The sequence below is a fragment of the Streptomyces sp. NPDC029956 genome (genome assembly GCF_055574655.1).
Genome location: NZ_JBVHZJ010000064.1, coordinates 1 through 16,871, shown reverse-complemented (window position 1 = coordinate 16,871; position 16,871 = coordinate 1). Strand labels below are relative to the sequence as shown.

Annotated in this window: 16 protein-coding genes; 5 read left to right on the top strand and 11 right to left on the bottom strand. The window is 73.6% G+C overall.

The genetic code is table 11. The annotated features are described in order from the left end of the window. Positions 1-119: 119 nt before the first annotated feature. Positions 120-668, bottom strand: coding sequence for a carboxymuconolactone decarboxylase family protein (locus ACZ4XX_RS34255; protein WP_468511751.1), 549 nt, complete (start codon positions 666-668; stop codon positions 120-122). A gap of 144 nt (positions 669-812) precedes the next feature. Here ACZ4XX_RS34255 and ACZ4XX_RS34250 point away from each other — a divergent pair, with 144 nt between their 5' ends. Beyond that, positions 813-1,391: a TetR/AcrR family transcriptional regulator gene (locus ACZ4XX_RS34250; RefSeq protein WP_468511750.1), complete on the top strand. Its 579-nt coding sequence runs from the start codon at positions 813-815 to the stop codon at positions 1,389-1,391. Between the two features lie 233 nt (positions 1,392-1,624). Here ACZ4XX_RS34250 and ACZ4XX_RS34245 read toward each other — a convergent pair whose 3' ends face one another. The 7 genes from ACZ4XX_RS34245 to ACZ4XX_RS34215 form a co-directional block, all read right to left on the bottom strand. Continuing rightward, positions 1,625-3,331 (bottom strand): acyl-CoA synthetase, encoded by a 1,707-nt coding sequence (locus ACZ4XX_RS34245; protein ID WP_468511749.1) that lies wholly within the window; start codon positions 3,329-3,331, stop codon positions 1,625-1,627. Continuing rightward, positions 3,328-6,627: an FAD/NAD(P)-binding protein gene (locus tag ACZ4XX_RS34240; RefSeq protein WP_468511748.1), complete on the bottom strand. Its 3,300-nt coding sequence runs from the start codon at positions 6,625-6,627 to the stop codon at positions 3,328-3,330. The genes ACZ4XX_RS34245 and ACZ4XX_RS34240 overlap by 4 nt, the downstream gene beginning before the upstream one ends. Beyond that, entirely contained in the window at positions 6,624-7,100 is a 477-nt protein-coding gene (locus ACZ4XX_RS34235; protein WP_030326396.1) for a cobalamin B12-binding domain-containing protein, read from the bottom strand. Before ACZ4XX_RS34235 ends, ACZ4XX_RS34240 begins: the two co-directional genes overlap by 4 nt. A gap of 608 nt (positions 7,101-7,708) precedes the next feature. Then, positions 7,709-8,134 carry a cupin domain-containing protein gene (locus ACZ4XX_RS34230; protein WP_468511747.1) on the bottom strand — a complete coding sequence of 142 codons (426 nt, stop codon included), beginning with the start codon at positions 8,132-8,134 and terminating at the stop codon, positions 7,709-7,711. Beyond that, positions 8,127-9,038 carry a sulfurtransferase gene (locus tag ACZ4XX_RS34225; RefSeq protein ID WP_468511746.1) on the bottom strand — a complete coding sequence of 304 codons (912 nt, stop codon included), beginning with the start codon at positions 9,036-9,038 and terminating at the stop codon, positions 8,127-8,129. The genes ACZ4XX_RS34230 and ACZ4XX_RS34225 overlap by 8 nt, the downstream gene beginning before the upstream one ends. 72 nt (positions 9,039-9,110) lie before the next feature. Further along, positions 9,111-9,650 carry an HPP family protein gene (locus tag ACZ4XX_RS34220; protein ID WP_468511745.1) on the bottom strand — a complete coding sequence of 180 codons (540 nt, stop codon included), beginning with the start codon at positions 9,648-9,650 and terminating at the stop codon, positions 9,111-9,113. A gap of 177 nt (positions 9,651-9,827) precedes the next feature. Next, positions 9,828-11,369 (bottom strand): vanadium-dependent haloperoxidase, encoded by a 1,542-nt coding sequence (locus ACZ4XX_RS34215; RefSeq protein ID WP_468511744.1) that lies wholly within the window; start codon positions 11,367-11,369, stop codon positions 9,828-9,830. Between the two features lie 328 nt (positions 11,370-11,697). Between ACZ4XX_RS34215 and ACZ4XX_RS34210 the strand changes: the two genes are divergently transcribed. Both ACZ4XX_RS34210 and ACZ4XX_RS34205 read left to right on the top strand, forming a co-directional pair. Next, positions 11,698-12,201: a hypothetical protein gene (locus ACZ4XX_RS34210; protein ID WP_468511743.1), complete on the top strand. Its 504-nt coding sequence runs from the start codon at positions 11,698-11,700 to the stop codon at positions 12,199-12,201. 242 nt (positions 12,202-12,443) lie between these two features. Further along, the gene (locus ACZ4XX_RS34205; protein WP_468511742.1) at positions 12,444-13,106 is read left to right on the top strand and encodes a ScbR family autoregulator-binding transcription factor; all 663 of its coding nucleotides are present in this window, start codon (positions 12,444-12,446) and stop codon (positions 13,104-13,106) included. A gap of 1 nt (position 13,107) precedes the next feature. Here the strand turns inward: ACZ4XX_RS34205 and ACZ4XX_RS34200 are convergent, their stop codons facing one another. Genes ACZ4XX_RS34200 through ACZ4XX_RS34190 form a run of 3 tightly spaced genes read right to left on the bottom strand, consistent with a single transcriptional unit; the run spans position 13,108 to position 15,810 of the window. Further along, complete coding sequence (locus tag ACZ4XX_RS34200) at positions 13,108-13,872, bottom strand: SDR family oxidoreductase (RefSeq protein ID WP_468511741.1); 765 nt, start codon at positions 13,870-13,872, stop codon at positions 13,108-13,110. Positions 13,873-13,894: 22 nt separating this feature from the next. Continuing rightward, positions 13,895-14,845, bottom strand: coding sequence for an NAD-dependent epimerase/dehydratase family protein (locus tag ACZ4XX_RS34195; protein ID WP_468511740.1), 951 nt, complete (start codon positions 14,843-14,845; stop codon positions 13,895-13,897). Positions 14,846-14,859: 14 nt separating this feature from the next. Further along, positions 14,860-15,810 carry a ScbA/BarX family gamma-butyrolactone biosynthesis protein gene (locus ACZ4XX_RS34190; protein WP_468511739.1) on the bottom strand — a complete coding sequence of 317 codons (951 nt, stop codon included), beginning with the start codon at positions 15,808-15,810 and terminating at the stop codon, positions 14,860-14,862. A 130-nt stretch (positions 15,811-15,940) separates the two neighbouring features. On the opposite strand from ACZ4XX_RS34190, the gene ACZ4XX_RS34185 reads away from it, so the two are divergent. Together ACZ4XX_RS34185 and ACZ4XX_RS34180 are read left to right on the top strand one after the other, a co-directional pair. Beyond that, positions 15,941-16,621, top strand: a complete 681-nt coding sequence (locus ACZ4XX_RS34185; protein WP_468511738.1) for a ScbR family autoregulator-binding transcription factor — start codon at positions 15,941-15,943, stop codon at positions 16,619-16,621. Positions 16,622-16,749: 128 nt separating this feature from the next. Continuing rightward, the coding region (locus tag ACZ4XX_RS34180; protein WP_468511775.1) for an acyl-CoA dehydrogenase family protein at positions 16,750-16,871 on the top strand (122 nt) is incomplete at its 3' end.

Sequence of the window (16,871 nt, the reverse complement as noted above, 5' to 3'; positions counted from 1 at the left end):
AGTTCCTCACATCAGGTGGTTGGTCGCCCACCCGCTTCGATCGCCCCAGTCGGTTGAAACAGCCGCAGGGGTGCCGGACGCTCCTTCGCGCCCGGCACCCCTGCTCGGCCGCGAAGACTCTACTCGGCGAGCTGGGCCGGGACCAACGGAAAGTCCAAGTCCGGCTGCGCAACGTGATTGAAGAAGTTCGACAGCACGTTGAGCGCGACGTGGCCGACGATCTCCGCGATCTCGGCGTCGGTCACGCCGGCGGCGCGGGCGTCGGTGAGGGCCGCGTCGCTGACGCGGCCGCCGGTGGCCATGACGGCGGCGGCGAAGCGGAGGACCTGGTCCATGTGGGGGTCGCCGGCGTCGGTGCCGTGACGGGTGTCGAGCAGCTCCTGTTCGCTGAGGCCGACCTTGCCGCCGCGCAGGGTGTGCGCGGAGACGCAGTAGGTGCAGTCGTTGTGCTGCGCGATGAAGAGGGCGAGCTGCTCGCGCTGCCGGGCGCTGAAGCTGCCGCCGACGAGGGCCTCGCGCATGGCGAGGTAACCGCGGAGGGCGGCGGGGCCGTTGGCCAGGGCGGCGTACAGGTTGGGCAGCTTGCCGAGCTGCTTGAGGGTGCCTTCGAGCAGCTCGCGCTGCTCCTCGTCGGCGGTCTCTACGGTCAGTTGGGGCAGGCGGGGCATGGAGCTCTCCTTGAGCCGGACCAAGACGGAACTGATCGGTACCATCAGGACGGTACCGATCGGTTCCGTCTGGCGCAACGGGAGGCGGTCGCTCCCCTTTTACTTGCGGGATCACCTATACGGCACCGAGTGGTACCGTCTGGTATGGCCACGAACGCGAAAGAACGGCTCCTCAGCGCGGCGGAGCGTCTGTTCTACGAAGAGGGGATCCGGGCCGTCGGCATCGAGCGGATCCTGTCCGAGTCCGGAGTGGGCCGCGCCTCCTTCTACCGCCATTTCCCCAGCAAGGACGATGTCGTCGTCGAGGTCCTGCGGCGCCGGGACGACATGTGGCGCGCCTGGCTCGACGGCCGGATCGCGGTGAGCGAGCGCTCCCCCGATGAGCTGCCGCTGGCACTCTTCGACGGCCTCGCCGAACGCTTCGCCGCGGCGTCCTTCCGCGGCTGCGCCTTCATCAACACGATGGTCGAGACGGCCGATCCGGACAGCCCGGCCCACCATGTGGCGGCCGAGCACAAGGAGAAGGTCATCGCGGTCCTGGACCGCCTGCTCACCGAGGGCGGCTACCGCGACCACGAGGCACTGGCCCGCCAACTGGCCCTGCTCGGCGACGGAGCGATCGTGACGGCCCTCCGCGAGGGCACGCCGGAGGCGGCGGTACGAGCCAGGAGCGTCGCGGAGATCCTGCTGCGGACGGCGGAGAGGGAGTCCGCGCGGGTGTAGGAGCCGTCCCCGCGGGTGCAGGAGCCGTCCGCGCGCCCGCCCGGGCCGCGGGTTCGAACCGCGGCCCGGGCGGAGGGCGGAGTGCCGCCCGGCCCGCCGCCCGGACGGGGGCCGGACTGCGGCTCGGGAGGGATGCCGGCCCGCCGCCCGGACGGGTGCCTGCCCACCGCTGGAACAGACGCGGGCCCACCACTCGGACAGATGTGGGCCCGCGGCTTCGGGACCGTTCGCGGTCAGCGCGTGACGGGCGCCCCCGGGCGCAGTTCGCTCCGTCGCACCTTGCCCGAGCGGGTGCGCGGGAGGTGTGCGATCACCTCGACCCCGCGCGGCACGAAGACCGGAGCGAGCCGCTCGGCGGCCAGCGCGAGCAGCTCCGCGCCGATGCGCCCCTGTACGTCGGTGATCGACTCCCGCCGCTGTGGGCGGAGTTCCACGACCGCGTACGGAGCGAGACCGCCCTCCGGGTCCTCGCACGGCACCACCGCCGCGTCGGCCACCTCCGGGTGGGTGCGGAGCACCGCCTCGATCTCCATCGGGGAGACCCGGTGGCCGTGGGACTTGAAGACCTCGTCCATCCGTCCCAGCAGCCGGATCGAGCCGTCCGCGCACCGCTCGCCCCGGTCGCCCGTGCGGTACACACCGTCGGCGAACGCCTCCGCCGTGCGCTCGGGCAGGCCCGCGTACCCGCGCATCAGGCCGGGCGGACGCTCCGCCAGATCGACGCAGACCTCGCCCGACTCGCCCCGCTCCCCCGTCTCGGGGTCGCGCAGCACGATCCGGTAGCCGGGGAGCGGGTGTCCGAGCGGGGCGAGGGGTTCCGTGCCGCCGGGGGCGCGGCCGATGAGTGCGGTCGCCTCCGTCTGGCCGTAGCCGTCGCGGACCCGTACGCCCCACGCCGCCTCGATCCGTTGCACCGTCTCGGCGGTCAGGGGTTCTCCGGCCGCCGTCGCCTCGCGCAGCCGGGGGGCGGCCGCGCCCCCGCTCACGTACGGGAGCAGGGACCGCCACGCGCTGGGCGGCGCGCAGAAGCTGGTGACCCGCTGTGCGGCGAGGACGCCCGGCAGCACAGCCGGCGGAAGGCCGCCGTCCGGGGGCGCGAGTACGGTCGCCTCCGCCGCCCAGGGCACGAAGAAGCTCGACCAGGAGTGCTTGGCCCAGCCGGGCGCGGAGAGGTTGAGGTGCCGGTCACCGGGGCGCAGACCGCTCCAGTACAGGCTGGAGAGGTGCCCGACGCCGTATCCCGCGTGGCTGTGCTCGACGAGTTTGGGCAGCGAGGTCGTCCCTGAGGTGAAGTAGCAGAAGGACGGGTCGGCGGCGCGGGTCGGCCCGTCCGGGACGAAGCGGGACCGCCCGGGTCGACGGGTGTCGGGGTACGGGACCCAGCCGGCCCGGCCCGCGCCGCCGACGGCCATCCGGACCCCCGGGACCGATACCGGCGCGGGCAACTCGGCGAGCAGTGAGACGAGTTCGGGTGCGCTCACCACATGCCGGATGCCGCCCCGGTCGATCCGGTCGGCCGCCTCGGCGGCGGTCAGGTCCTGGTAGCCGGGGACGACGACCGCGCCGAGCTTGATGCAGCCGAGCAGGGTCTCCCACAGCTCGACGCGGGTGCCGGTCAGGATCAGGACGCGGTCGCCCCGTACGACGCCGTGCTCGCGCAGTGCCGTGGCCAACGCGTCGGAGCGGGCGGAGAGTTCGGCGAACGACACCCGGTCGACGACGGGGACGGCACCGTCGGGACCTGGGTGGCCGAGGAGTTCGAGGGCCGGCCGGTGGTTGTCCTCGGCGATGACGTCGAACCAGTCGAGGGCCCAGTTGAAGTGCTCGGCGCGCGGCCACCGGAAGGCGGCGCAGGCCGTCTCCCGGTCGCCGCGCAGCCTCAGCAGCAGATCCCGCGCGGCCCGGTACTCCTCATGGGCGGGCGTTCCGGCGCCGTTCACCCCGCGTCTCCGAGCAGCGCGCGGCCGGTCGCCCGGCGGCCCGCCGGCCCGCCTCCCGCGTGCGTCGCGACGCTCAACAGTGCCTCCGCGATCGCGTCCGCGTCCCGGGTGAACGAGCCCCACAGGCCCGGCCGGCCGCTGCCCACCTGGGTGAACCAGCGGGTGAACTCGCTCGGGATGCCCAGGACATGGGTGCTGGTGTCGACCGAGCCGTCGGCCCGCACCGGGTGGAACGGGGAGTCGGTGCAGTCCAGGCCTCCGGTGGCGAACTCCCCTTCGCCTTCGGCCGCGTTGGTGAAGGTACGGATCTCCCCGTCCACCATCAGTCCCCGGATCAGGGGGTCCCGGTCGGCGGTCAGATCGGTGCCCGGAACCCTGGCGTCCACGACCACGTCCAGCGGCACCCAGGAGTTCTCCACCTGCGCCGACTCCACCGCGAACCGCCCCTCGACGGGATCCGCCCCGAACCGGGCGCCGGGGCCCACCGGTTCCAGGACCCCGGCCGCGAGCAGCGCGAGGAACTGTTCCGAGCGCAGGGGCGGCGGCCCGGTCGAGACCATCGCCGCGACCGGTCCGAACTCGGCGAGGAACCAGCGGTGCGACGCGGGGGTGAGTCCGCCGAAGTCGACGACGGTACGGATCGTCTGCCGGACGTCCCGGAGGACGTCGGCGGCGGCCTTCAGTGGCCCGTCGGCATTGCCCTGGCGCGCCTCGAAGAGGTCGGCGCGCAGCCACTCGGTCAGCACCTTGTGGTACTCGGCCGGGGAGCCGAAGCGCCGGCTTCCGAACGGCCGGGCGAGCGCGTCGAGTCCGGCGATCGGCCGGGCGTCGACGCGGTATCCGGCGGCGAGGCGTTCCAGGATTCTCGGGTCGGGCCGCGGGTCGGGCCGGTCGGCGAGGGCCTGCGCACCGCGCTCGGTGAACTCCTGGGCGGCCTCGGGGCCGTGGACCTGGCGGATCCGGGCGGCGAGGAGGACGAGGTTGACCTCGGCGAGCAGCCACGGCAGGACCGACTCCTCGAAGTCGAGCGGCGCGTGCTCCGCCCTGAGCGCGGCCATCCGTTCGGCGGTGAACAGCCTGGCCTGGTAGCGGTGTTCGGGCCCTTTCTGGTTGGCACCCCGGGTGAGCAGCGGTACTCCCCCGCGCGAACCCGCGAGGATCCGGGGCTCCTTGCCGCTGGGCAGGTACAGCAGCCCGTCGCAGCCCTCGGTGAAGGTGCCGCCACGCCCCAGGGTCAGCTCGGTGAGGATGTCGTAGAAGGTGAGCCCCATGCCGAGGATGCCGACGCTCGCACCCGCCGGGATCTCGGCGAGCGGCATCTCGCTCGCCGAGCCGCCGGCGATGTAGCGGACGGGGCGGGCGGGTGTGCTGTGCTCACGGGCGAACCGGTTCCAGGCGCGCTGGTCCGCGTCGAGCTCGTTCACGGGATGGCCGGTGGCGAGGACCACCCGGTCGACGGTGAGGACGTCACCGCGGTCGAGTCTCAGCCGGTGGGTGGTGCCGTCCGCGCCGCCGTCCCCGCGGCCCCGGTCCGCGCAGATGACCCGGGCGGGGACGCGGTGGACGGTGAGGGAGGGCGGCAGGGTCTCCTCGATCCGCCGCATGACATGGGTGAGGTAGCGGCCGTAGACGGCGCGGGGCGCGTATCCCTCCGGCTCGGCTCCCGCGGGATCGTCCTCGGCCCACCATGCGCCGAGGGACGGTCCCGCGCCGGGCCGGTGCGGTCCGGCGTCGGCCGGCCCGGAGAACATGGTGACCTCCTGGGCCGGGGTGTTCATCAGGAACCACGGCGACTGGTCCGTCCGCCAGATCCGCCCGGCCCCCGCCTCGTACGGATCCACGGCGAAGACCTCGATCGGCCGGGCGGGCGGCGCCTCGGCACAGCGGGCCGCGAGCCGCTCCAGGACGGAGAGACCGCGCGGGCCCATGCCGACGAACGCGATCCGCAGCGGCTCTTCGGAGGGCGCCGGAGTGTCCCGCGGCACCGGTTCCGGCGGCGGGTTGGCGGCCGCGGCCTGGTCGTGCTCACGGGCGACCCGGCCGAGCATGCCGGAGAGCTGGCGTGAGGTCATCGGAATGGTCCTCCTGCTGGTGGTGAGCAGCGGCAGCGCGCCCAGATCCGTCCACTGCAGGCGCCCGTCCGGTGCGACGGTGGACCGGACGGCGCCCCGGTTGTCGGGGTGCAGGCAGAACGGCACGTCGAGCAGGCCACGGTCGAAGGCCTTGAGGAGGGCGACGCCGAGGTCGTCGGAGAGCCCGAGGACGGCGGTGACCAGGGCGCGCGCCTCGACGAGCGTCTCCTCGGCGTCGGCCTCGGCGGCGGACCTGGCGCCCGGGTGCGTGCCGCGCCGGGGCGCGGAGCGGGCGGCGTCGGCGGCGATCCGCAGGGCGGTCAGGTTCTCCTCGACGGTCGGGATGCGGTGCGCCTCGGTCTCGGTCTTCACGATCAGGCGCTGGGCCCCGCCCCGTACGGCCAGTTCGGCGCTGCGGCGCAGCAGCAGCCGGGCGCCGGGCACGGTCCTGGGATAGACGCCCATGTACGTGTAGAGCACGATGTGGCGGTCGACGGACGGCGGCAGGAACTCGTCGGCGAGCAGCCGCAGGGCGGTGAGCGCACCGGTGTCCTGGCCGGGATGGGTCTGCTGGGCGTAGCTGAGGGAGACGCTGGTGGCGCCGTTGGCCGCGAAGAACAGGCACTCCAGGAGCGAGACGGCGACGAGCAGCGACGGCGGGCAGAGCTGCCCGAGGAGGCAGCCTCCGAAGGATTCGAGGTGGGCCCGGCGGCCGTGCGCGCGGCTCTCCTCGGTGAGGAACTGCACGGAGTCGCGCCAGGCTGCGACGGACTCGGCGAGCGGGGTACGGCCGTAGGGCAGGCAGTAGGAGACGGGTCCGCCCTCGGAGGCGGCGAGCCCCGCGGCGGCCATGGTGCGGAAGATGGCCAGCGGGTCGGCGGAGCCGTGCCGGACCTGGACGGGGGTGGCGCGTCCGGCCGCGGCGGCGACCCGTGCGGTGGTCTTGGGGCCGTGGCTGACCAGTGGGAACCCGTTGAGGGGCCGGCCTGCCCGCAGGGCGGCGGTGGCGGCGGCGTGGTCGCCGACGCGGGTGTAGCTGTCGATGGTGAGGGTGGAGACCGTCCTTTCGGGCAGGGCGGCGACGGCGGCGACTCCGCCGGCCATCACCTCGGGCGCGACCATCCCCATCCGGGGCTGGACGACCAGTTCACCGGCCGCGGCCGACTCCTGGACGAAGGCGCCGAGATCGCCGGGGGCGTACGGGGGCGGGGCGGAGGTCGTCAAGCCGCGGCCCGCCCGGTACACGCGCCGCCGAGGTCGGCCAGCCGGCGCAGCAGGGCGGTGGGCGGGGTTCCGTCCGCGTACACCTCGTCGTATCCGGCGTCGAGGAGTTCGGCGGTGCGGGTGGCGGCGCCTTCCGGGGAGATGCCGAGGAGCCCGCCGATGACCATGGGGAGGGTGCGGGTCTTGCGGTCGGCGCGCAGGGCGCGGGCGGCGCGGAGCCCGTCCTGGTGGCCGTGGCCGTTGACGGAGGAGAGCACCACGAGGTCGGGGCTGGTCATCCGGGCGGTGTCGACGAGCAGTTGCTCGGGGACGCAGGGGCCCAGGTTGAGCACGGAGTGCCCGTGCTCCTCCAGGAAGAGCTGGAGGTGGACGAGGTTCCAGGTGTGGGCGTCGGAGGAACCGGTGGTGAGCAGGACCCGGCGGGAGGGCTCGGGACTGCTGCGCAGGGGCTGGGGCCGTGCGGACGGGGTCATGGCGTCTCTCTCCGGAAGGGTGCGGACGGGGCGGGCGTACGGAGGTGGTGCGGGCGGGACGCGGACGGCGCGGACCGCGTGGGCGGGCCCGGATCACGTGGGCCGCGCGGACTGCGTGGACGGCTCGGTGCGCCGGAGCAGGGCGTCTCTCGGCTCGCCGTGGCCGGCGGGCCGCCCGTGCGGAGCGTGGGCCGGGCCCGTGCCGACGCGAGCGGGTCGTCGTACGGAGCGGGCGGTGTGTCCGCACGGATGCGGGCAGGGGTGGCGTACGTGCGCGGTGCGGGTGTGGCGGTGTGCGGGCCTCAGCCGCGTACGCGGCGAACCCCTGTCGTGCAGCACGGCGCGTACGGTTCGGGCGCCGCGCCCCCGCCCCGCGTACGGGTCGGACGTCGGGCGTGCCGGTCGGGCGTCGGGCCCGTACGGGTCGGGCGTCGGGGGCGCCTGCGGTGTGGGCGCGTACGACGTCGAGCGAGGCGTGCGAGACGCGCGGGGCCGTATCGCACGGGGTCCGAGGCCGCCGGGCCCTCGTGGGGGCGGACCGGTGGCCTCGGAGCCGTGCGGGGCCCGGGCGTTCGTGCGTGCGTGCCCGGGGCGTACCCGGGGGTGGCTCAGGCTCCGGGGAGCCCGGCGCCGACGCCCGTGGTGATCTCTCCGGCCCCGGGTGTGCGGGCGGCCGCGGGGCGGGCGCGGACGGCGAGGACGGTGCAGCCCTCGGCGCTGGACATCTGGTGCCGGGTGCCCGGCTCCTCGACGACGAGGTCCCCGCGGTGGAAGCGGCGCCCGTCGCTGTGGTCGAGGGTGCCGTCGAGGACCAGCATCAGCTCGTGGCCGAGGTGCTCGTGGAAGTCGCCGTGTGCGCCGGGCGGGAAGCGCAGCAGCAGCGAGGCGGAGTCCTCGTCCTCGTCCGGGTCGGGGCCCCAGAGGACGACGAACTCGACGCCGACGCGGCCGGGTTCGGTCCACGGCACCCAGGGCAGGTCGGTCTGGTCGAAGCCGTTGCGGAGCACGTTGCGGAAGACGGTCACGTCAGGCATGGGCGCGGACCTCCGAGCCGGCGTCGCGCTGGGCGACGATGGACGGGATGCCGTCGGGGCCCCACGGCTCGGGCCCGTTGACGATGGGGGCGCCGATGAGCGAGCCGAACTCGCGCCAGGCGCCGTCGTAGTTGCGGATGTCGGGAAGGCCGAGGAGCTCGCTCAGCACGAACCAGCTGTGCGCGGAGCGCCAGCCGACCCGGCAGTAGACGACGGTCGGGGTGTCGGTGCGGACCCCGGCGTAGGCGGCGGCCAGCTCCCCGTCGTCGCGGAAGGTGCCGTCGGGACGGACGGCGGTGTGCCAGGGGATGTGCTCGGCGGAGAGGGCGTGGCCGCAGCGCACCCCGAGGTCCTCGGGTACGCCGGGTGGGGTGTTGCTCTGCCCGAGGTACTCCTCCAGGGAGCGGACGTCGAGGAGCTGGTGGCGTCCGATGTGGTCGAGCATGTCCTCGCGGCGGGCGCGGATCGTCTCGTCGGTGGCCGGCACGGGGTACGTGACCGGCTCGCGCGACGGCACGTCCTGGGTGAGTTCGGCGCCGAGCGCCTCCCAGCGGAGCCGGCCGCCGTCGAGGATCCGCAGCTCCCGGTGGCCGTACAGGGTGAACTGCCAGTATCCGGCGGCGGCCCACCAGTTGTTGTTGCCGCTGAGGAGGACGACGGTGTGGTCGGCGGAGATGCCGTGCCGGCCGAGGAGGTCGGCGAAGGCCTCGGGGCCGATGACGTCCCGGCGTACCGGGTCCTGGAGGTCGCCCGTCCAGTCCAGTCGGACCGAGCCGGGGATCCGGCCCAGCGGGCTGCCGCCGTCGGTGATCTCGACGAGGACCGTGTTCTCGTCCCCGGGCGCGGGGTCGCGCAGCTGTTCCATGATCTGCTCACAGCTGACGAGCAGTCTGTCTCGGTTCACGGGAGCTCCGTTGAGGGTGGGTACGCGGAAGTGCGGGCGGGGTGCGGGGGTTTCACCACCGGTGGACGCCGGTCACCACCAGTACGTCGGGTACTTGCCGATCACGCCGAGGCGGGAGGCGATCAGGCCCACCAGGACGAGCAGGGCGCTGCCGACGGCAAGCAGGACGAGGAAGCGCAGCGGCGCGGGGTCCTGGAGGACGGCGAGTACGGCGGTGGCGGCGGCGGGCGCGTGGACGGCCCGCAGCAGCAGCATGAGGCCGACGCTGAGGCCGGCGGCGACGGCGGCCACCCAGAGGGAGTGGCCGAACAGGGCGACGGCGGCGAGGCCGAGGACCCCGGAGCCGACCTGCCCGAGCATGACGCCGCGGGGCTGGGCGGGGGGCAGCACGGGGGTGCTGCAGATGATCATGGCGGTGGCGGCCAGCGGGGCGATCATCAGGAGCTGGTCGGTGGCCTCGCCGAGGGCGACCAGGATCACCAGGGACACGACGGTGGCGAGGGTGCCGAGGACGGCGGGCCGGCTGCCGGGGAAGGGCGGGGCGCCGCCCGCCCAGCGGCTGCGGGTGGGCGGGGTCGCCGCACCCGTGGGGGTCTGGGTCTGGTTGCTCACGGTGTTCTCTCCTTGGCGGGGCGGGCGGCGACGGGGCGGGCGGCGACGGGGCGGCGCGCGCGAGGACAGGGCGCGCGGGGGCAGGGGCGCGAGGGGGGCAGGCCGCGCGGGGAGGACGGGCCGGCGGCCGGCGCGTCCCGCGGGTGCGGATTCCACCGCGGGACGGGCCTGCCCGGGTCAGCGGTGGGTGCCGCCGAAGTAGCGCATGGCCTGCCGGTGGACGACCTTGCCGATGCGGTGGCCCATCTCGATGCCGGGCTCGTTGTCGAAGCTCCAGTGCATGCCGCCGTAGACCCGGGAGATGCCGGCCTGCCGGGCGGCGTCGCTGAAGGTGGGCCAGTGCAGGACGACGTCGGTGCGCGGGGTGAGGCCGGGCTCGACGGTGGAGGCGCCCGCCTTGAAGCGGTACGAGTCGCCGAAGGAGTCGGAGCCGGTGAAGCGGCGCAGGAACTCGGCGGCGGCGCCGGAGAAGGTGCTGTGTCCGGAGACCGTGGCCGGGAAGGGCGGAACGGCCACGTACGCCTGCCAGTCGAGGCCGTCCATGGTGACGGTGCCCCGGCCGGGGCCGCCCCAGGAGCGGATCTGCTGCCCGCGGCGGTCGAACGGGATGAGGGTCGAGGGGCGCGCGAAGTCGTAGTCGGCCTTGACGGCCCAGGAGCCGATGGCCGCGTCGCACTCGGCCATGTTGAGGCCGAAGAAGATCTGGGCGTCCTCGTCGACACCGTATCCGTCGCGTGCGGAGACGTACCGCCCCCACATCTGCTGGGCGCCGGGCGGGGTGACGTCGTCGTTGAGCCAGAACTCGGCGATGGCCTTCTGTTCGTCCGTCAGGTTGGCGCTGATGTCGATGAGTTCCTCGATCGCGGCGGTCATCCGGACCGAGGGGTACGCGGGCGGGGCGGCGACGGTGAACTGGTCGGGGCGGGACAGCGCGAAGGGCTTCATCACCGCGAACTGCGGGGTGAGGTAGCGCTGCGTCTTGCCGCCGACGATCAGCGGCGTCCAGCGGGCCGGGTCGGTGACCGTGGCCGGGTCGAAGGCCCCGGCGATCTGCGGGGTGTTGCGCGGCTGGTAGCCGGTGGTGTCGGAGTACGCCGGGGTGCCGAGCTGGTTGGCACCGTCGGTGTGGCGGTAGTCCAGGACGGCCTGTGCGGTGCGGCGGCCTATCCAGGCGGGGCTGTTGCGGCGGGGGCTGGTCAGCTCGGGGTCGTGTCCGAGGCTGCGGAGCATGTTGTCGATGGCGACCTTGTACTCGGGGTACAGGTCGAGCAGGGCGAGGTGGGCCGCGTAGCTGATGGCCTCGTTCTTGTTGTCGAGGGTGTGCTCCGAGCGGGGCCGCCGCAGGGCGCCGCCGAAGCGGGTGCCGACGGCACAGCGGTCGTAACAGGCCCAGGCGTCGTAGATGGCGTTGTGGATGATCGCGAGGGCACGGGCGTTCACGGTGGCGGGTCCGAAGCGGTTGCCGGCGGCCTGGTAGCGGCCGAGGATCGCGTCCATCGCGGCCTGGTTCCAGCGGATGACGACGCTGGGGTCGGTCACGGCGCCGGGCCGGCGGCGGCCGGTGCGCGTCTCCGCCTCGAAGCTGGTGGGCACGGCCCACGCGGCGCTGCCGGGCAGGGCGAGCACCCCGGCCGCGGCGGCCGACGTGGTGAGCACCCGGCGCCGGGTGAGGGCGGTGCGGGCCTCGGGGGTCGTGGTGGAGGCGGGTCGGTGGGACATCCGTGGATTCCTTCGCATGCTGCCGGGAGCGGATGGACGCGGTTCGAGTCGAGGGATCAAACACAAACTCGAACAGAGCTCAGGCTGGCGAGATTTGATCGCGTGCGGCAACGCCCTATCGACTTCTTCCATAGCGGCCATGCAAGGAACCGATGGGCGTCGCGGGGGTGCTCGGGACGTGGTTAGCGTGGCCCACGGCGTCCGACCCTCCTGCCGGGATTCGGCGTGATCCGAACGGTCCGCCGCCCCGGCTCCGCCCCACCCGGCCTCGATCCGCCCGCACGGCCCCGCCCGGCCCCGCGTCGACTCGTGATGGAGATGCCCGCGCATGACCGTTTCCTCGCAGGTGATCCCTGCCGCCACAACTCCCGCTCCGGGGACCTCCACCCCGCCGCCGTCCACCTCCCCGACTCTCCTCGGCCGTTTCGACCGGCTCGCGCCACGGCTCCACCGGTACGGCCTGGGCATGCTCAGGGCCGGCCTGGGCGGCGTGTTCGTGTGGTTCGGGATCCTCAAGGTCATCGGGCTCAGCCCGGCGGCCGCCCTCGTCGTCGGCGTCCTGCCGTTCCCTGCGGGCGGCTGGTTCGTACCCGCACTGGGCTGGGCCGAGGTGGCGCTCGGCCTCTGGCTGATGTCGGGGCGCGCCCGCGCGCTGGCTCTCCCGGTGCTCACCGCCCACCTCTGCGGCACCTTCGCGGTGCTCGTCCTCACACCGTCGGTGGCCTTCGCCCACTCCAACCCGCTGCTGCTCACGCTGGTCGGCGAGTTCGTCGTCAAGAACGTGGTGCTGCTCGCGGGCGTGGTCGTGGTGACGACACACCCGCGCCCCTGAGTCCGGGGGCCCGCGGCCACGGCGTCACGGCAGAGCACGCCCTCTGCCGCCGAGCCCGGCCACCGCGTCCGCGCTCCGGAACGGACGACGACGCCGGTCGCCCGATCCACGCGGAAACGCTCAGCAGTGCAGGAAAAGCCCGTACGATACCAAGCAGTCGGTTTGGACTTGTCGAGCGGTACGGCGCGCCGGGGCGCACGCCCATGCCCTCACCGCGACGCACGGTGCTACGGGAGCCACGGGTGACCAAACAAGCGCGGGCCGCACGGACCCGCGAGGCGCTGATCACGTCGGCGGCAGGGGAGTTCGACCGGCACGGCTACACCTCGGCCAGGTTGTCGGCGATCAGCACGGGCGCGGGGGTGAGCCCCGGCGCGCTCCACTTCCACTTCGAGAGCAAGCCCGCCGTGGCCGCCGCCGTCGAGCACGAGGCGTCCACCGCCCTGCGCAGAACGGCCCGGACCGTGTCCCGGCAGGGGGCCAACGCCCTGCAGAACCTCGCCGACACCACGCACGCCCTGGCCCGGCTGCTCCGCGAGGACGTCGTCGTCCGCGCCGGGTTCCGGCTCAGCTGCTCCCGGAGCCGTCGTACGGACCTGAACCTGCGGCTGGAGTGGCAGAGCTGCGTCCAGCAACGGCTCACGGAGGCGGCGGACGAGGGCCTGCTCGCCACCGGACACGGCGGCCGACAGGACCTCGCCCGCACCGTGGTGGCCGCCACCGTCGGTCTGGAGGCCCTGTGCCGGGACAACGGCGAGTGGCTGTCGCCCGACTCCGTCACCGGCCTGTGGCGGACGCTCCTGCCGATGCTCGCCGCCCCCGGGACACTCGCCGGTCTGGAACCGGCGGGCAGTTCGGCCGTCACCGGCCCCGCACCTGGACCGGCACCCGCACCGGTGGGCTGAGTCAGAGCGCGGTCCCTCCCGTGGCGTCCACGTACTGGCCGGTGATCCAGCGCGCGTCGTCCGAGACGAGGAAGCCGACCACGTCCGCGATGTCGGCCGGCGTCCCGATCCGGTTGAAGACCGAGAGTGCCGCGAGGGCCGCGCTCGCCTCCGGGGTCGCCCTGCGCCGCGCGTTCATGTCCGTCGCGATGTAGCCGGGGGCCACGGCGTTGACCGTGATCCCCCGGGGGCCCAGCTCCTTGGCGAGGGCGAGGGTCATGGTGTCGACGGCCCCCTTGGTCATCGCGTAGGTGACCGAGTCGGGAAACGCGTGCCGCGTCACCGCGGAGGAGATGTTGACGATCCGGCCGCCGTCCCGCAGCCGGCCGAGGCCCTGCTGGACGAGGAAGAGCGGGGCCTTCACGTTGATCGTGAACAGCCGGTCGAACACCTCGGGGGTGAGCTGCTGGATGCGGCCCGAGCCGCTGGCGGCGGCGTTGTTGACGAGGATGTCGAACCCGGGATCCGCACCGCGCTCCGCCAGACCCGCGTCCAGGGCGGTGTAGAACGTGTCGACGGCGTCGGGCGCTTCGAGGTCCGCGCGGAACGCGAAGGCCCGGCCGCCCCGCTCCTCGATGATCTCCACCGTCTCGCGGGCGGCCTTCTCGTTGCTGCCGTAGTGGGCGGCGACCAGGGCCCCGTCCCCGGCCAGCCGCTCGGCGATACCTCTTCCGATGCCGCGGCTCGCCCCTGTGACGATCGCGGTCCTGCCGGCCAACGCGGACATGTCGGTGGTGCCTGCCTTCTGTTCAGGAGTGGTCGAGGAGACCGCGGTACCACCGAACGTGGTCCGCGAACCCCGCGGTGAAGCCCGGCCCCGGATCGCAGCCCAGCTCCCGCCAGGGGCGGTCGTCCGCGAACCAGTGGTCGGTGGCGAGCATGTCCAGGTGGTGCAGCGCGAAGGGGACCCCGGCGAACCGCGCGCGGGCGGTGGCGACGTCCACCGCCGCTCCTCGGGCCTTCCCGGTCCGCCCGGCGAGCAGGTCCTCGCCGGCCGCGAGCAGCTCCCCGACGGGGACGGGATCGGGGTGCTGGACGTAGTACGGCCCCGGCTCGGTCGCCGGCGAGAGCGCCGCACCGAGCAGGGCGCCCGCCAGGCTGTCCACGTCGATCAGGGAGTGCAGCGAGGTGCCGCCGTCGAGGGGGCCCGGCAGGGCGGTGAGGAGCCGGACCAGGCCGGGGATCACCCGCCGGTCGCCGGTGCCGTAGACGAGATGGGGCCGCAGGACGGTCCCGCCGGCGTCCCTCACGTGCCGGTCGCCCGCCGCCCGGGTGCGGCTGGTCGCCGACAGCGGGGCGAGCGGCAGGGTGCCGGGGGCGGCGGCCCGGAAGGGACCGCGGCCGTGGACGGACGCGGTGCTCAGGGAGACGATCCGGGTCGCCCCGGCTGCCACGGCCGCGTCGACCAGGGCACGGGTGCCCTCGTCGTTGACCGCGCGGGCCGGTTCCTCGTCGCCGCCGATCGCCGAGGCGCAGTGGATCAGGACGTCGATCCCCTCGCAGGCACGGCGGAGCGAGCCGGAGTCCCCGAGGTCGCCGGGGACGGTCTCCGTCCGCGGTCCTGCGAGCTCCGCCGGGACGGCCGCCGGCCGACGGGCGAGCAGGCGGACGTGTGCGGGCTCCTCGGCCGAGGCCGCCTTCGCCGCCACCCGGCCGCCGATGAATCCGGTCGCGCCGGTGATCAGAATGCGAGGGCCCATCGTTCCGTGCCGGTTCAGCCCGCGAGCCGGCCGTCGAGGCCGACGCCGGCCACCGCGAGTTCCGGGGACGGGGAGGCGAGCGTGCACACGAAGACCGGCAGGCCGTCCTGCCGGCCCGTGACCCGGACCGCGGTCGTCGTGCGGTCGGTGGTGGGCACGACCTCGGCCTCTATCCAGCAGGGGCTGTCGAGCTCGGCGTAGCGCTCGAAGGAGACGTTCACGGCGGTGGGCATGAACGCACCGCCGCCGGCCGCGATCGTCGCGGCCTGTCGGGCGGCTTCGAGGAGCATCATCCCGGGCGCGTGGTCGTTCTGGCGCCGGAAGAGTATGGAGTGGCTGGTGTCGACTCTCAGCCGCCACTGGCCCGGCCGGGTACCCGGGCCGAGGACGACGTCCTGCGGCCGACGGCGGCCGACCAGGTGCGGAGCGACTCCCTGAATCAGGGGGACGGGCCTGCCGAGCGCGGCCATCCGGTCGCCCCGGAGGCGGCGGTACGCGGCGGCCGAGGTGTATCCCGCGAGGCCGCCGCCGGTGGCGAGCGAGCGTCCGCCCCGGGTGAGCCGCACGAGGGTGGGCAGGTTCCTGGCGCGGCCGCGGCGGGTGCCGAGGTCGGGGAAGTGGATGTCGACGGTGACGTCCGACGGGAGGCCGTTGACGGCGAGCGCCGCGGGGTCCGCGGAGAAATGGAGGTCCCACATGACGAACTGGTCGTCCACGGGTACCCCCAGTTCCGCGTGAGCCACGAGCATGGTGGCCTGGCGTATCGTCTCGGCCACCAGAACGGGGTCGTGACGGTCCCCTGTCACCGGAGTGAAGAAGGGATGTACGGCGGGCCAGTGAGCAGAGACGGAGAATCGATTCTCCCCCCGCTGCGTCCAGCCGGTGGGGAAGATGTCGGCGGGGTCCGCTCGATGGACGAACTCCCCGGGGACGCGCGTCGTCGCACCGCGGCAGTTCTGATCCATGGTTCCCCCTCGCGTCCCCGCGTACCCCTGGGCGGCAGGCCCGCCCGCCATAGAGTACGTACAGCGCGGTTTTCTTTTCAATGCTTCACGTCACACGTCGAGCACAGTCAGCGATACAGCAGGAGGCGCCTTGGCACAGCAAGCGCGTGCGATCCGAACCCGGCGGGCGATCCTGGAGTCGGCCGCGGCCGTCTTCGCGGAGCGTGGCTACGAGCGCACGACCATCGGGGAGATCTTGGTGCGCGCCGGGGTGACCAAGGGGGCTCTGTACTTCCACTTTGCCTCCAAGGAAGATCTGGCCCTCGGCGTGCTCGACGCCCAGATGCTCGACGAGCCCCTCACGCCGCAGCCCGTGAAGCTCCAGGAGCTGGTGGACCAGGGCTTCCTCCTCGCCCACCGGCTGCAGCGTGACGCGCTGGTGCGGGCGAGCGTCGCGCTGGCCCTGGACAGCGGCGCCACGGGGGTCGACCGGGCGGCTCCGTTCCGGGCCTGGATCGACCAGGTCTCGGAGGTCCTGACGGTGGCGAAGGCCCGCGGGGAGCTTCTCGTCCACGTGAACGTGACGGATACGGCCGAGCTGTTCTCGGGCGCCTTCGCGGGCATCCAGACGATGTCCCAGATCCTGTGCGATCGCAACGATCTCACCCATCGCATCACGGTACTGCTCCGGCATGTACTGCCGACGATCTGCACCCCCGCCCTGCTGACCACGATCGAGATGACCGAGGAACGCGCACGACGACTGGCCGCCGAGTACGACGTGCGTCGACTCCAAAGGGGAGAAGGAAACCTCGCAGATACTCCTGGTTAAAAAAACCGGCCAACCGGTTCCTTGAGCGCCCCGACGCAGATCAGCGTCGGGGCGCTCTGGCATCATGGCACTGAGTGTGTTTTGCTGAGGGTACTCAGTGCCAAAAGCGTCTAGGGGAGTTCCACATCATGGGCAAGGACTTCGACCTGTACCGGCCCTCCGAGGAGCACGACATGCTCCGGGAGTCGGTGCGTGCGCTCGCGGAGGCGAAGATCGCGCCGTTCGCCGCGGCGGTGGACGAGGAGGGCCG